Origin of the sequence: Sodalis sp. RH15, assembly GCF_047324255.1 — a bacterium.
In the GTDB taxonomy this organism is placed as follows: domain Bacteria; phylum Pseudomonadota; class Gammaproteobacteria; order Enterobacterales; family Enterobacteriaceae; genus Acerihabitans; species Acerihabitans ligni.
On sequence record NZ_CP178738.1, the window covers coordinates 1,086,370 to 1,100,594 of the forward strand.

The window sequence follows — 14,225 nt, forward strand, 5'->3', positions numbered from 1 at the left end:
GTCTTAATTGTAGTCCCATCCGCAATACTGTTGCCGCGCATTGTGCGGCTTTGCCGGGGTGAACCCGCGGGAGGGTCAGTTCATCCAGCGATTGTCCCGTTTGCGGCGGGGGATGATATGCGGCAGCAGCAATCCAAGGATAAGGCCAACCCCGGCGACGCCGCCGCCGTACAAAAACCACTGCATGATAATGGCCCGCTGCTTGTCATCCAGCTGTACCGCATCGGCGTCCGCTTTTTTCCGCGCCACCGTCAGCTGGTCTTTCAGACCCTGGTTTTCATTGCGCAGACCCTGGAGCGTACTGTCGTTTTCGGCTACTTTCTTCTGCATATCAGCGGTGCGCCGGTTCCAGTCCGCATCAATGGTGGCGAGTTTTTGCGTCAGGGTCTGCACCTGTTGTTCCAGGGAGGGGACTTTTACGCGCAGGCTGGGCTGGTCGCTCAATTGATCCAGCGGGATCCAGGCGGTTCGGCCTTTGCCATCGCGGATCTGGCCGTAATTGGTGCTATCGTTCACACCCAGCAGCGCAACTTGCTCTCCCGAGTTCAGCGTGCCGACAATACGGAATTGATTGCCCGGCCCGCTGTGAATATAGGTGGTGAGATCGTCGGATATATAACGCGTCTCATCGGCATGAGTGCTAGCGGCGAAGCTTAGACTCAATAACGCGAAGCAAATATGGCGTAATTTGTGCATAGTTCCGTCGTTTTTCGGCTAATGTCGGTGGATAGTAAAGGGTTAAGTTTGACGGCGCAATGCTTAAACAAAAATGAGAACTATCTTACTATCAGGCTGCGCCCGGCTTCGCTGGGCGTGTTTGCGGCCCTTAGCCGGGGGTAATAATGCCGGTTGAGGGAAATGCGTTAATTGTTTTACTGCTTAGAACGCTTTATGGCGCCATAAGCCGTGAAAGGAGGCACAAGCGGGGCGGGAAGGATTCATTTTTTGTCATAAATTTTCATTTAAATTATCACCATACTTGTTCAAATTATGCTTTAAGGTGATGATTACGCTCTTTAACATGACGATTCCGGCGTGTTTTCTGTTCTTAAGCGGCGCCGCCGATCGTCAGACATCAAACTATGTGTGTGGCCGAAGCTATGAGTGAAGAAATAGAAATAAAGTTTATCGTTCATCCCGAGGCGCTATCATCGCTGGCGGAAAGAGTATCCGCCGGCGAGGGTGTCCATACCCCGCCGCAACGTCTGATCAATATCTATTTTGAAACCGCCGACCTGTTTTTGCGTCATCATGGCATCGGTTTGCGCATACGCGGCAATGGCGACCGTTATGAAATGACCGCAAAAACCGCCGGCAAAGTTACCGGCGGGCTGCACCAGCACCCGGAGTACAATATCCCGCTATCCGGTCCCGAACTGGATCTGTCGCTGCTGCCGGCGGAAATCTGGCCTGCCGGGACGGATATCCCCAATCTGCAAAACCAGCTGAAACCGCTGTTTCGCACCGATTACCAGCGTGAAAAATGGGTAGTGGCCTTTGGCGAGAGCGAAATTGAAGTCGCTTTCGATCGGGGCGAGGTGACTGCCGGTGAACTGCGCGAACCCATCTGTGAGCTGGAACTTGAACTGTTGCGGGGTAATACGGCGGATTTGCTGGCCTATGGGCAAACCTTGTCTGCCGGGGGAGGGCTGCGGCTGGGCAGCCTGAGTAAAGCGGCGCGGGGATATCATCTCGCCGAGGGCAATCCGCCCCATGAGGTGCGCGCCCTGCCGCTGCCGAGGCCGAACCCCAAGGCCACCGTGGAGCAGGGACTAAGCGAAGCGCTGTCACTGGCGCTGGCGCACTGGCAGTATCATGAGGAGATCTGGCTGCGGGGCGTGGCGCCGGCGCGGGATGCCATTCTGACCGCCATTACTTTGATACGGGAAACCTTCGTGGTGATGGGCAATATGATCCCGCGCAAGGCCACCACCCATTTGCGCGCTATGCTGGCGGATTTGTCGCCCCTTATCGTCAGGGCCGACTGCTCACCGCAGACCCTGTGTTATGAGGCCGCCTATCTTGAGTGCAAACTGGCCCTGACCTCATGGCTTATTCTGTCCGGTTGGCAAAAAAGCATTGACGACGACGGTCGCCGGAAGCTGAACGGCTCTTTCAAGCGTTTCTCGGATATCACCCTGTCGCGCTGTGCCGCCGAGCTGAAGGTGGCGTTCGGCCGCACGCTGTCGCCGGAAGAATATCTCCAGCAATTGCCGCGCCTGGAGCGGCGAATCATGGCCTTTCATCTGCTTTCCGGCGCTTATCCCGCTAAAAAGGTTTTATCCTATATACTGCACTGGCAGGCGCTGGAACAGGCGATTCTGCTGCCGGGCACCAATGACGTGGAACATATGCGGCGCCAGGCGGTCACACAGCCTGGATTCTGGCGCAGCGTGAACCAGCGCTGATTTAATGCCGGGCAGGCCGGGAAAAGGATGCGGGTAACAGGTTCACCCGCGACGTCGGGTGCTCGGGGCATGAGAGGAAGAGAACAATGGCGCAGCCGCTACCGCCGATATTACACCGTCAGGCACAATCCGTCCTGGCCGGGATGCCGTTCACGATACCTGCGGGGGACGAGGGGCTGGGGGTATTGGCCATCAGCGATTTTATCGCGGCGGCGCTGACAGCCCGTCCCGACTGGTATGAAGAGCTGCGCCGGCAGCCGCCGGCGGCCGATGAATGGCGGCAGTACGATGCATTGCTCGGGCAGCGGCTGGCGGCGGTGGCGGATGAAGCGGACCTGATGCGGGAACTGCGGCTGTTTCGTCGCCGTACCCTGATGCGTATCGCCTGGTCGCAGGCGCTGCTCACCAGTGAGACCCCGCAGACCCTGACCCAGCTTAGCCGGCTGGCGGAAGTGCTGGTGTGCGCGGCGCGGGACTGGCTTTATCAGGCCTGCTGCCGGGATTGGGGCACGCCCTGCAATGGGGAGGGCGTACCGCAGCCGCTGCTGGTGCTGGGCATGGGCAAACTGGGTGGCGGCGAACTGAACTTCTCCTCCGATATCGATTTGATTTTCGCCTATCCGGAAAATGGCCATACCCGGCACGGGCGCCGGGAGCTGGACAATGCCCAATTTTTTACCCGCCTGGGGCAGCGCCTGATAAAAGTGCTGGATCAAACCACCGTCGACGGATTCGTCTACCGGGTGGACATGCGGCTGCGCCCGTTCGGCGATAGCGGACCCCTGGTCCTCAGTTTCTCCGCGCTGGAAGATTATTATCAGGAGCAGGGCCGGGATTGGGAGCGGTATGCCATGATCAAAGCCAGGCTGCTGGGCTTTGATGATGATGCCTACAGCCGTGAATTGCACCGGATGCTGCGTCCGTTTGTCTTTCGGCGCTACATTGATTTCAGCGTTATCCAATCGTTGCGCAACATGAAAAGCATGATTGCCCGCGAGGTCCGGCGCCGGGGGCTGGCGGATAATATCAAGCTGGGCGCCGGCGGTATCCGCGAGATTGAATTTATCACCCAGGTTTTCCAATTGATTCGCGGCGGCCGGGAACCGCGCCTGCAAGGACGCGCCCTATTGCCCACCCTGAGCGCTATCGGCGAGCTGGGTCTGCTGGATGCCGGACAGACCGAACGGCTGAGCCGCGCCTATCTTTATTTGCGCCGGCTGGAAAATCTGCTGCAGGCCATCAATGATGAACAGACCCAGACCTTACCGGTGGATGAACTAAACCGATGCCGCCTGGCCTATGGTATGAACGAGGCGGATTGGCCGTCGTTATACCGTGCTCTCGGCACGCATATGCAGCAGGTGCGCCGCATCTTTGATGAACTCATCGGGGACGATGCGCCCGACCCGGCGGATCCGGCGGATTTTGGCCGTTACGGCACCCTGTGGGTGGATGAGGGTGAAGAGCCTGAACCGGATTTCTGGGAGCCGCACCTGACCGAGCCTTCTCGCCAGCGGCTGTTGGAACAGCTAACCGGCTTTCGCCGCGACGTGGCGAAGCGGACCATCGGACCGCGCGGACGCGAGGTGCTGGATCAATTGATGCCGCGTTTGCTGGGAGAAATCTGCCCGCGCCCGGACGCCGATATGGCGTTCAGCCGTTTGGCGCCCATCTTGCTCAGCATCGTCTCCCGCACCACCTACCTCGAATTGCTGCTGGAGTATCCCAAGGCGCTGATGCATTTGATTCGCCTGTGCGCCGCCTCGGAAATGATCGCCAGCCAGCTGGCGCTTCATCCCCTGTTGCTGGATGAATTGCTTGACCCCGCCACGCTGTACAACCCGCCGGCGCCGCAGGCCTATGCCGATGAGCTGCGCCAGTATCTTATCCGGGTGCCCGATGAGGATGAGGAGCAGCAAATGGACGCGCTGCGGCAGTTCAAACAGGCGCAACAGCTTCGCATCGCCGCCGGCGATATTACCGGCGTGCTGCCGGTGATGCGGGTGAGCGATCATCTTACCTACCTGGCGGAGGCCATCATTGCCGACGTGGTTCGGCAGGCCTGGCGCACCATGGTATCCCGTTACGGCCGTCCGGGGCATCTGGATGAAGAAAGCGGGCAGGGATTCGCGGTAATCGGCTACGGCAAGCTTGGGGGATGGGAATTGGGTTACGGGTCCGATCTCGACCTGGTGTTTTTGCATGATTGCCCGCCCGACGTCATGACCGATGGAGAACGCCAAATCGACGGACGGCAGTTTTATTTACGGCTGGCCCAGCGCGTCATGCACCTGTTCAGCACCCGGACCCCCACCGGCATCCTGTATGAGGTGGATCCCAGGCTTCGCCCCTCCGGCGCGGCCGGTATGCTGGTAAGCACCCTGGATGCCTTCGGGGATTACCAGGCCCACGAAGCCTGGACCTGGGAGCATCAGGCGCTGGTGCGGGCGCGTATGGTCTATGGCGATCCGGCCCTGGGGGCGCGCTTTGGCGAGATCCGCCGGGCGGTGCTGTGCCGGGAGCGGGATCCGGCGGCGTTACGCACCGACGTCAGCGAGATGCGGGGGAAAATGCGCCGGCATTTGGCCGGCAAAAGCGGCGATATGTTCGATATCAAAGCGGATGAAGGGGGCATTACCGATATTGAATTCCTGGCGCAATATCTGGTGCTGCGCTATGCCGCCGCCATTCCCGAACTGACCCGCTGGTCCGATAATGTCCGCATTTTTGAACTGATGGCCCGCCACGATATTCTCGACCCGCGGACAGCGGAGGCGTTAAGTCAATCCTATATTACCCTGCGGGATGAAATCCATCATTTGGCACTGCAGGCACAGCCGGGCAGAGTAGCGGCCGACCGGTTCCCGGCCGAGCGCGCCTTGATTACCCAATGCTGGCGAAAGTGGCTGGACTGAGCCCTTTTTTGCCGGTGGAAAAACGCATTTCCCCGGCGGTGAACGAGAGAATTCAACCCGCCTGTGCTACTATCCGGCGCAATAAATTGTTAAAGCGAGAGCGAATGGATGAAAGTAACGTTGCCTGATTTTCGCCGTGCTGGCGTGCTGGTGGTGGGTGATGTCATGCTGGACCGGTATTGGTATGGCCCCACAAACCGTATCTCCCCGGAAGCACCGGTGCCGGTCGTGAAAGTCGAGACTATCGAAGAACGGCCCGGCGGCGCCGCCAACGTTGCCATGAATATCGCCGCGCTGGGAGCGGGTTCGCGCCTGGTGGGCCTGACCGGCATGGATGATGCCGCCCGTGCGCTGGCGGATAGGCTGGGCGAGGTCAGCGTCACCTGTGATTTCGTCGCGGTATCCACCCATCCCACCATTACCAAACTGCGAATCTTGTCGCGCAATCAACAATTAATCCGCCTTGATTTCGAGCAGGGGTTCAACGGCGTCGACGCCGCGCCGATGCTTGAGCGCATCCGCCAGGCGCTGCCCGCCGCCGGCGCCCTGGTATTGTCGGATTACGCCAAGGGAGCGCTGGAAAAGGTGCAGGATATCATTCGCCTGGCGCGGGATGCCGGGGTTCCGGTATTGGTGGATCCGAAGGGTACCGATTTTACCCGCTATCGCGGCGCCACCATGCTGACGCCGAATCTGTCCGAATTCGAAGCGGTGGCCGGACAGTGCCGGGACGAGGACGAACTGGTGAGCCGGGGCATGAAGCTGATTGCCGATTATGATCTGTCGGCTCTGCTTATCACCCGTTCGGAACAGGGCATGACCCTGCTGCAACCCGGCAAGGAGCCGCTGCATTTGCCGACCCAGGCGCAGGAAGTCTACGATGTCACCGGCGCGGGAGACACGGTGATCGGGGTGCTGGCGGCAGCGCTGGCGGCGGGCAACTCCCTGGAGGAAAGCTGTTTTCTGGCTAATGCCGCCGCCGGGGTGGTGGTGGGCAAGCTGGGAACCTCCACCGTCAGTCCCATCGAGCTGGAAAACGCCATCCACGGCCGGGCCGACGCCGGTTTCGGCATCATGACCGAAACGGAGCTGGCCCAGGCGGTGGCTCAGGCCCGCCGGCGCGGCGAGAAAGTGGTGATGACCAACGGGATTTTCGATATCTTGCATGCGGGCCACGTCTCTTATCTGGCCAATGCCCGGCGGCTGGGGGACCGGTTGATTGTCGCGGTCAACAGCGATGCTTCCACCCAGCGGCTGAAAGGCGAACACCGGCCGGTGAACCCCTTGGCCCAGCGGATGATCGTGCTGAGCGCATTGGAGGCGGTGGACTGGGTGGTGTCGTTCGAAGAGGATACCCCGCAGCGCCTGATTGCCGAAATCCTGCCGGATTTGCTGGTGAAGGGGGGCGATTATAAACCCGAGGAAATCGCCGGCAGCAAGGAAGTGTGGGCCAACGGCGGCGATGTGCGGGTGCTGAATTTCGAGGACGGCTGTTCCACCACCAATATCATCAATTCGATCAAAAGCGGCAAGCGGGGCTAAAGCTCAGTGCAGGCGTGAAAAACCCGGCAATCAATGGTTGCCGGGTAGGTTTGATTTTATATCATTTTTTCGGTTCGGCCGACGTATCGTCCGCCACATCGCCGGCCTCCGGCTCGTCAATGTCCGTCTTGGCGACGGCGGGTCCGGTTTCGGCCGCCACCGTCGGGGTCACGGCATTTCCCGGCATCGTTTCCAGGGCATTGATCCGCAATTCCAGCTGGCTCAGCTTTTCCCGGGTGCGCAGTAATACCTGAGTCTGCACGTCAAACTCCTGCCGGCTGACCAGATCCATGCGGCTAAACTGGCTTTGCAACACCTGACGGATTTTCTTCTCGACATCATCACCCAGTTCACGAATGCCTTTGGGCAGGGATTCATGGATTTGACGGGCAAGCTGTTCAATTTTTTTAGTATCAATCATCGGTGAGTTTCCTAGCGCGTAAGATAAGGTTAAGTGTAATGCCTGTTCGATAGAGAAGAAACTAAAACAGCGACACATTAATTATATCTCTTTATAGCCGCAAATTTTCCGCTTTGCCCCTCGCCGTTATTGCCCTGCAATTTCATTGGCGCTATAGTTATTGCGCTTATTCTCAGGGCGGGGCGAAACTCCCCACCGGCGGTAAACCTCTGCAACTATTGCGTGCAATAGTCGGGGGAAGCCCGCGAGCGCTCAGATTGCTGGTTAATCTGAGGTCAGCAGATCCGGTGTAATTCCGGGGCCGACGGTTATAGTCCGGACGGGAGAGAGTAACGGCTTACTATGGGCTTGCGCCCATTCTCGTTATTTTTCAGCCTTCAATGGCTCGCTCCTAAGTCCGCCCTGGTTCTGGTAATCCATATACTTTATGAGGTTTTATTTACCATGAATCAGACGCTTCTTTCCAAATTCGGTACACCGATGGAACGCGTGGAAAATGCACTCACCTCGCTGCGCGATGGCCGCGGTGTGCTGGTGCTCGATAACGAAGATCGTGAAAACGAAGGCGACATGATTTTTGCCGCCGAAAACATGACGGTTGAACAAATGGCGCTGGCTATTCGTCATGGCAGCGGTATCGTTTGCCTGTGCCTGACGGAAGAGCGGCGCCAGCAGCTGGATTTACCGATGATGGTGGAACGCAATTCCAGCCATTACCAAACCGCGTTCACCGTGACCATCGAAGCGGCGGAAGGGGTGACCACCGGCGTTTCCGCCGCCGATCGCCTGACCACCATTCGCGCCGCCATCAAAGATGGCGCCAAGCCCGGCGATCTCAATCGTCCCGGCCACGTCTTCCCGCTGCGGGCGCAGCCGGGCGGGGTATTGACCCGTGGCGGCCATACCGAGGCCAGTATCGATTTGTGCACCCTGGCGGGGCTCAAACCTATGGGCGTGCTGTGCGAAGTCACTAATGACGACGGCAGCATGGCCCACGCGCCGGAAGTCATCGAGTTTGCCCAAAAGCACGCTATGCCGGTGGTGACCATTGAGGATTTGGTGGCCTATCGCCAGGCGTTGGCCCAGCGGGCCAGCTGAGTTCAGGCCCGGAGGCAGCGGGCTTACCGCGCCGTGGGGCGCTCCGGCCGCCGCTGGACGGCGGCTTCGACCCCATCGGCACGGTCTCCCTTTAACACGGTCGTTGCACACCCGGTGATAGCGGGCCTACCGAGCCATGGGGCACTCCGGCCGCCGCTGGACGGCGGCTTCGACCCCATCGGCACGGTCTCCCTTTAACAGGCTTGGTTTCACTCCGGCGTTAGTGGGCCTGCCACGGGGCGCTTTCTGGCCAGCAGGGTGGCGAACCGCAGCTTGATGCGGTTGCCGTCGGCATCGGTTTTATGCAGTTCCCCCGGGTCCTCGTTATATTTGATAATCTCCCATCCCTCGTAATACCGCTTCAGTTCGCCGGGTCCAAAGGTAAAGGGAAACGGGATGGGGCAGGGAAAGTCCGGCGTCGACATGGCGGCGACAATCAGGTTCATTCCCCCCGGCAGCGTGCTGCGCTGCATGTCGCCTATCAGGCGGCTGATACAGCCGGCTGGTAAAAACATCATCACCACCGTGGAAAGAATAAACTGATACTGCCCGCTGATGGTCTCTTCGCTGATATCCAGCACCGAAGCGCTGATATTCTGCCGTTCCTCGGCGGCGATAATCTCATTAAGGGCCGCGATGCTCTGGGGATTTTTATCATGGGCGGTTACCCTAAAGCCCAGCAGATCGAGATATAGCGCATTGCGGCCGCCACCGCAGCCCAGGTCCAGCGCCTTGCCGGGCAACAACCCGTTGCCGGGCAATAAATAATTACCGGCATTAATGACTTCGGAATGAGTACGGGTTAAGCCGTATTTCAAATGATAATAATCTTCCGGCCGGCAGTAAAACGCCAGCCGGCACCGGATATCATCTGACACGGCGGCAATGCGGTGCCACTGCTGCGGTTCCACCTGCGGCGGCTGCCGTAGGCTGGAAAACGTCCCGCTTTGCAGAATATCGCTATCCTCGTTAAGCAGATCAAAGGTCAGGCTGCCTTGCAATACCGTCAACCGGGCCCAGACGCCCTCTTTGGTATTGTGGCGCTCGCGAAAGGCCGCCGGGATCGTTTCGGCCGTCCAGATAGGCATGGTTTGATAACACAACAGTTCCTGCATTTGACTCTCCGTTATTGATTGCCCAGTTGGCGTAACAGTGAAAACGCCTCCTGCATACGTGCTTCGCCGGCCCCCATTGTAAAGGTTTAGTGATAAATGATGGGATAAAGGTTGCATAGAGCGTGCCAGTGCCTATCTGTATGAATATTAATATTATTTTAAAGTAAACTGTTAAAATGACTATGTTTTTTATTTGTCTTTTTGACATAAATAGTGTCATAATTACAATCCTATGCCTTTATCCATTGAAACCTTAAGTCATCTCGCCATTGAGCTGCAATCAGGCATGTCCAGCCAAGACCGGTTTGCGCGGCTGATTACCGGCCTGCGGCGGCGGCTGGGCTGCGATGCCGTTGCGTTGCTGAGCTATGAGCAGCAGTTGTTCCGTCCGCTGGCCACCGCCGGGTTATCGCCGGATGTCTTGGGGCGGCGGTTTCGTTTGGCCGAGCATCCGCGCCTTGAAGCTATCGCCCGCGCCGGCGATGTGGTGCGTTTTCCGGCGGACAGCCAATTGCCGGATCCCTACGACGGATTAATTCCCGGCCACCAGCAGTTCAAGGTACATGCCTGTATCGGCCTGCCGCTGTTTATCCACCAGACCCTGATCGGCGCGCTGACCCTGGACGGTATGGATCCCCATCAGCTCGATCATTTCAGCGATGAGGAACTGCGGCTGGTGGCGGCGCTCTCCTCGGCGGCTCTCAGCAATGCCCTGCTGGTGGAGCGGCTGGAGAGACAGGTCATAGCGCCGGTGAGCTCCGGCAGCGTATCGACGGCGGTTGACGGCGACGAAATGATCGGGCTATCGGCGGTGATGCGACAGCTGAAAAAAGAGATCGGTATCGTCGCGAACTCGGATCTGAATGTGCTGATTACCGGGGAAACCGGCGTAGGTAAGGAACTGGTGGCCCGGGCTATCCATCAGGGGTCGCCCCGGGCGGCCAATGCCTTGATTTATCTGAACTGTGCGGCGTTGCCGGAATCGGTGGCGGAGAGCGAACTGTTCGGCCATGTAAAAGGCGCCTTTACCGGCGCCATTCACCATCGTATCGGAAAATTTGAGCTGGCGGATAACGGTACGCTGTTTTTAGATGAAATCGGCGAGCTCTCCCTGACGCTGCAGGCAAAACTGCTGCGCGTGCTGCAATATGGCGACCTGCAGCGGGTCGGGGATGATCAAAGCCTGCGGGTGAACGTCCGCGTACTGGCCGCCACCAATCGGGTGCTGAAAGATGCGGTGGTGGCCGGCGAGTTTCGCGCCGATCTGTTTCATCGCCTGAGCGTGTTTCCGATCCATGTGCCGCCGTTGCGGGAACGGGAACAGGATATCGCCCTGCTGGCGGGATTTTTTTGCGAGCGCAGCCGGGAAAAGCTGGGGCTGGGCAGCCTGGTACTGGCCCCCGGCACGCTGGCATTGCTTACCGGTAATCACTGGCCGGGCAATGTGCGGGAATTGGAGCATGCTGTTTATCGCGCCACGGTATTGGCGCGTGCGGAACAAGGCGGGGGCGATATCCTGCTGCAGCCGCAGCATTTTGCCCTGGACGCGGCGCGTCCGGCGGCGGATAGCCGGCCTGATTCGCCGGAACGGGTGGAACTGGTCAGCCTGCGCCAAGGGACCGATAACTACCAGCGGCACTTGATCCGCCTGGCGTTGGAAAGCTGTGGAAACAATTGGTCGGCCTGCGCGCGCCGGCTGGCCATGGATCCGGGCAATTTGCATCGTCTGGCGAAGCGGCTGGGCGTCAAATAAAAGCCACGGAACGAGCATGTCGAGGGGATTCCCCATGGTCTGATAGGTTAATGTTCAATATTTTTGAATGTCTTTATCATGCTTATCCGAGTTCATTTTGTGAACGAAGCGCGTACCTTAACGGTTATGAAGCGCCTGGTGCGCCATACCATTAAGGAATAAGCATGAGTGAATCCCGCATGCCCGCGCTGTTTCTCGGCCACGGCAGTCCGATGAACGTGCTGGAAGATAATCGTTATACCCAGGCCTGGGAACATCTGGGGCAAACCCTGCCGCGTCCCCGCGCCATTGTGGCGGTGTCCGCCCATTGGTATACCCGTGGAACCGCGGTGACCGCCATGGAAAATCCGCGCACCATTCATGATTTCGGCGGGTTTCCCCAGGCGCTGTTTGATATCCGTTATCCGGCCCCCGGTTCGCCGGCGCTGGCGAAAACGATCCAGGAAATCCTGTTGCCGGTTGAGGTGGCCGCCGATCAATCCTGGGGATTCGATCACGGCTCCTGGGGCGTGGTGAAAAAGATGTATCCCGCGGCGGATATTCCCATGGTGCAGTTGAGCATCGACGGGACAAAACCCGCCGAATATCATTACCGGCTGGGACGTGAACTTTCCGCGCTGCGTGACCAGGGGGTGATGATTATCGCCAGCGGCAATGTGGTGCATAATTTACGCATGGTAATCTGGCAGGGCGCGGCCGAGCCCTATCCCTGGGCCGAGTCATTCAATCAATTTGTTCGCGACAATATCGCTTGGCAAGGGGAGGGGCAGCACCCGCTGGTGGACTTTATGCGCCATGAAGGGGCGGCGTTGTCAAATCCTACGCCGGATCATTATCTGCCGCTGTTGTATATTCTCGGTGCCTGGGACGGTAAAGAACCCATCTCGATACCGGTGGACGGCATCGAAATGGCCTCGCTGAGCATGCTGTCGGTCCAGGTGGGGTGATTATCCTGCCCGCCTGAAAAGGCCAGGATATAAGGCGCACCGCTAACGGACCACGCACCCGGTCAACCCAGTATGATGTGGGGATAAAACCGCGACAGATCCTGGGTTATCCGCTCTTTATCCTCGCGGATACCGATACCGCATGGCTGGTCGTTCACCAGCCAGCTGCCGATAACGGTATAACTGTCGCCAAAAAGCGGCAGCGGGCAGTATTGCTGGATAATATACCCCTCTTCGCCATAGGGACCGTCCACGCGGGCGGTTTCCTGGCCGTTTTCAACGATGCGGATATTGGCCCCTTCCCGTGAAAACAGGGGTTTCACCACATAGCTGTCCATGGGCGGCGGATTGTCTTCGCTGAAATAGGCCGGCAGCAGGTTGGGGTGGCCGGGAAACATTTCCCACAGCATGGGCAGCAGGGCTTTGTTGGACAGAATGGCCTTCCAGGCCGGCTCCAGCCAGCGCACCCCGGCATCCTCCAGCTTGGTGGAAAAGATCTCCTTGAGCATGAACTCCCAGGGATACAGCTTGAACATATTGCCGATCACCTGGTTTTCGGTGTCGGTAAACTGTCCTTTTTCTCCCAGGCCGATCTCCTCGATAAACAGGAACTCATTGGCCAGTCCTGCTTCTAGCGCGCAATCCTGCAGGTATTGCACCGTACCGCGATCTTCATCGGTATCCCGGCAGCAGGCGAAATGCAGCGCCCCGAAGCCATGGCGCTCTTTCAGCTCGCGGAAGCGATCGATTAATTTTTCCTGCAGGCTGTTGTATTGATCGGCTCCGGCAGGCAATTGACCGGTCTTGATCTGATCTTCCAGCCAGATCCATTGGAAAAATGCCGATTCAAACAGGGAGGTGGGGGTATCGGCATTGTTTTCCAGCAGCTTGGGCGCCTGCCGGCCGTCATAGACCAGGTCGAGACGGGAATAGAGCGAGGGCTGGCCGCTGTGCCAGGCGTTGCGGACAAATTGCCAGGTATGCTTCGGGATATGGAATTTGGCCATCAGCGCATCGCTGGCCACCACCTTTTCTACCACCTTCAGGCACATGCGGTGGATATCGGCGGTGGCGTCTTCCAGCGTTTCGATTTGCGCCAGCGTGAACTGATAATAGGCGTCTTCGCACCAATAAGGTTCACCGTACATGGTATGGAAATCAAAGCCATATTCGGCGGCTTTTTCACGCCAGTCCGGGCGCTCATACAACGTAACTCGTTTCATCCGTCAGCCGCCCATACTGCGACGCGGCATGGAGGCGGCGGAACTGCGCTGCATCGTGGTATTCTGTTTGGCCACGGTTTCGCCGAAACCGCCGCGGGTCACGGTATTGGTGGCGGCGGGCTTGGGCGCCATGGCGCTTTTCGGCACATTCATGCTGCGGCCGCCGGTCGCCGGGCCGTAATTGCGGCCGCTGGCATCGACGAATTTGCCGTTGGCCGGGCTATTGGGCGCGCGGGAGGTGAACAAAGGCTGCTGGGAATAACCGCCGCCCATCATCCGGCCCATCATATAACCGGCCATCAGCGGCATCCAGAAGCTGCCGCTTTGCTGCGGTTCAGCCGCCGTGCCAGCCTGGGCCGGCACCTGGGTGCACTGTTCTTCGCCGAACTCCGCCACGCAATCGGCGCGGGAAGCGTATTTGGGGGCGGTTTTCTTGGCTTCCGCCATGGCATTCTTATAGGCGGTGGCGCACTGTTCGCTCATGGAGGGATTGGCGCGGGAACAGTCGTCGCTGTTTTGATAAAGCGTCACGTTTTCGTCGCTTTTTTCACAGCCGGCCAGAACGAATACCGCGCCTATCGCCAGCGCGGCCGGTGCCATTCGATAAACCCGCCAGCGCTTGCGAAAGTCGGCGTGGTTGATTTCTTTTGTCCGTTTCATTATTCTCCTGCTTTATTAATGTTTTAACTTACCCAGAGTTCCCCCTAAGGATAGGGGAAAAGCGTTTAAATAAGAAGCGTCGGCAACAACCATGAAACAACTTTACAAAGTTATACACAACGATGGGATCGGGGCGGGAGGAT

General features: G+C 58.5%; 11 protein-coding genes and 1 riboswitch. Of the genes, 6 read left to right on the top strand and 5 right to left on the bottom strand.

What is annotated here, in order from left to right:
* Window positions 1–75: 75 nt before the first annotated feature.
* The gene (locus ACL2XO_RS05195; RefSeq protein ID WP_132923481.1) at window positions 76–696 is read right to left on the bottom strand and encodes a TIGR04211 family SH3 domain-containing protein; all 621 of its coding nucleotides are present in this window, start codon (window positions 694–696) and stop codon (window positions 76–78) included.
* Between the two features lie 404 nt (window positions 697–1,100).
* Here ACL2XO_RS05195 and ACL2XO_RS05200 point away from each other — a divergent pair, with 404 nt between their 5' ends.
* The 3 genes from ACL2XO_RS05200 to hldE all read left to right on the top strand — a co-directional run bounded on the left by ACL2XO_RS05200 (window position 1,101) and on the right by hldE (window position 6,865).
* Window positions 1,101–2,408, top strand: coding sequence for an inorganic triphosphatase (locus ACL2XO_RS05200; protein ID WP_413726540.1), 1,308 nt, complete (start codon window positions 1,101–1,103; stop codon window positions 2,406–2,408).
* Window positions 2,409–2,494: 86 nt separating this feature from the next.
* On the top strand, window positions 2,495–5,323 hold the full coding sequence (gene glnE, locus ACL2XO_RS05205; RefSeq protein WP_413742318.1) for a bifunctional [glutamate--ammonia ligase]-adenylyl-L-tyrosine phosphorylase/[glutamate--ammonia-ligase] adenylyltransferase: 2,829 nt from the start codon (window positions 2,495–2,497) through the stop codon (window positions 5,321–5,323).
* Between the two features lie 108 nt (window positions 5,324–5,431).
* Entirely contained in the window at window positions 5,432–6,865 is a 1,434-nt protein-coding gene (gene hldE / locus ACL2XO_RS05210; RefSeq protein WP_413742319.1) for a bifunctional D-glycero-beta-D-manno-heptose-7-phosphate kinase/D-glycero-beta-D-manno-heptose 1-phosphate adenylyltransferase HldE, read from the top strand.
* A 61-nt stretch (window positions 6,866–6,926) separates the two neighbouring features.
* On the opposite strand, the gene ubiK is transcribed toward hldE, so the two are convergent.
* The gene (gene ubiK, locus ACL2XO_RS05215) at window positions 6,927–7,286 is read right to left on the bottom strand and encodes a ubiquinone biosynthesis accessory factor UbiK (RefSeq protein WP_413742320.1); all 360 of its coding nucleotides are present in this window, start codon (window positions 7,284–7,286) and stop codon (window positions 6,927–6,929) included.
* Between the two features lie 164 nt (window positions 7,287–7,450).
* A riboswitch (FMN riboswitch) is annotated at window positions 7,451–7,621 on the top strand.
* A 109-nt stretch (window positions 7,622–7,730) separates the two neighbouring features.
* Between ubiK and ribB the strand changes: the two genes are divergently transcribed.
* Entirely contained in the window at window positions 7,731–8,384 is a 654-nt protein-coding gene (ribB, locus tag ACL2XO_RS05220; protein WP_132923477.1) for a 3,4-dihydroxy-2-butanone-4-phosphate synthase, read from the top strand.
* A 209-nt stretch (window positions 8,385–8,593) separates the two neighbouring features.
* Here the strand turns inward: ribB and tehB are convergent, their stop codons facing one another.
* Window positions 8,594–9,499: an SAM-dependent methyltransferase TehB gene (gene tehB / locus ACL2XO_RS05225; RefSeq protein WP_413742321.1), complete on the bottom strand. Its 906-nt coding sequence runs from the start codon at window positions 9,497–9,499 to the stop codon at window positions 8,594–8,596.
* 232 nt (window positions 9,500–9,731) lie between these two features.
* On the opposite strand from tehB, the gene norR reads away from it, so the two are divergent.
* Both norR and ygiD read left to right on the top strand, forming a co-directional pair.
* The gene (norR, locus tag ACL2XO_RS05230; protein ID WP_413742322.1) at window positions 9,732–11,252 is read left to right on the top strand and encodes a nitric oxide reductase transcriptional regulator NorR; all 1,521 of its coding nucleotides are present in this window, start codon (window positions 9,732–9,734) and stop codon (window positions 11,250–11,252) included.
* A 164-nt stretch (window positions 11,253–11,416) separates the two neighbouring features.
* Window positions 11,417–12,199 (top strand): 4,5-DOPA dioxygenase extradiol, encoded by a 783-nt coding sequence (gene ygiD / locus ACL2XO_RS05235; protein WP_413726546.1) that lies wholly within the window; start codon window positions 11,417–11,419, stop codon window positions 12,197–12,199.
* A gap of 62 nt (window positions 12,200–12,261) precedes the next feature.
* Here ygiD and ACL2XO_RS05240 read toward each other — a convergent pair whose 3' ends face one another.
* A complete protein-coding gene (locus tag ACL2XO_RS05240) occupies window positions 12,262–13,422 on the bottom strand; it encodes a glutathionylspermidine synthase family protein (protein ID WP_413742323.1) in 1,161 nt (386 codons plus the stop codon).
* 3 nt (window positions 13,423–13,425) lie between these two features.
* Window positions 13,426–14,082, bottom strand: a complete 657-nt coding sequence (locus tag ACL2XO_RS05245) for a DUF1190 family protein (protein WP_413742324.1) — start codon at window positions 14,080–14,082, stop codon at window positions 13,426–13,428.
* Between the last annotated feature and the right edge of the window lie 143 nt (window positions 14,083–14,225).

What these genes read in the sequence shown, in the direction of transcription:
- hldE (WP_413742319.1), top strand. Translation starts at nt 5,432, where the DNA reads ATGAAAGTAACGTTGCCTGATTTTCGCCGTGCTGGCGTGCTGGTGGTG.
- glnE (WP_413742318.1), top strand. Translation starts at nt 2,495, where the DNA reads ATGGCGCAGCCGCTACCGCCGATATTACACCGTCAGGCACAATCCGTC.
- ribB (WP_132923477.1), top strand. Translation starts at nt 7,731, where the DNA reads ATGAATCAGACGCTTCTTTCCAAATTCGGTACACCGATGGAACGCGTG.
- norR (WP_413742322.1), top strand. Translation starts at nt 9,732, where the DNA reads ATGCCTTTATCCATTGAAACCTTAAGTCATCTCGCCATTGAGCTGCAA.
- ACL2XO_RS05200 (WP_413726540.1), top strand. Translation starts at nt 1,101, where the DNA reads ATGAGTGAAGAAATAGAAATAAAGTTTATCGTTCATCCCGAGGCGCTA.
- ACL2XO_RS05245 (WP_413742324.1), bottom strand. Translation starts at nt 14,082, where the DNA reads ATGAAACGGACAAAAGAAATCAACCACGCCGACTTTCGCAAGCGCTGG.
- tehB (WP_413742321.1), bottom strand. Translation starts at nt 9,499, where the DNA reads ATGCAGGAACTGTTGTGTTATCAAACCATGCCTATCTGGACGGCCGAA.
- ACL2XO_RS05195 (WP_132923481.1), bottom strand. Translation starts at nt 696, where the DNA reads ATGCACAAATTACGCCATATTTGCTTCGCGTTATTGAGTCTAAGCTTC.
- ygiD (WP_413726546.1), top strand. Translation starts at nt 11,417, where the DNA reads ATGAGTGAATCCCGCATGCCCGCGCTGTTTCTCGGCCACGGCAGTCCG.
- ACL2XO_RS05240 (WP_413742323.1), bottom strand. Translation starts at nt 13,422, where the DNA reads ATGAAACGAGTTACGTTGTATGAGCGCCCGGACTGGCGTGAAAAAGCC.
- ubiK (WP_413742320.1), bottom strand. Translation starts at nt 7,286, where the DNA reads ATGATTGATACTAAAAAAATTGAACAGCTTGCCCGTCAAATCCATGAA.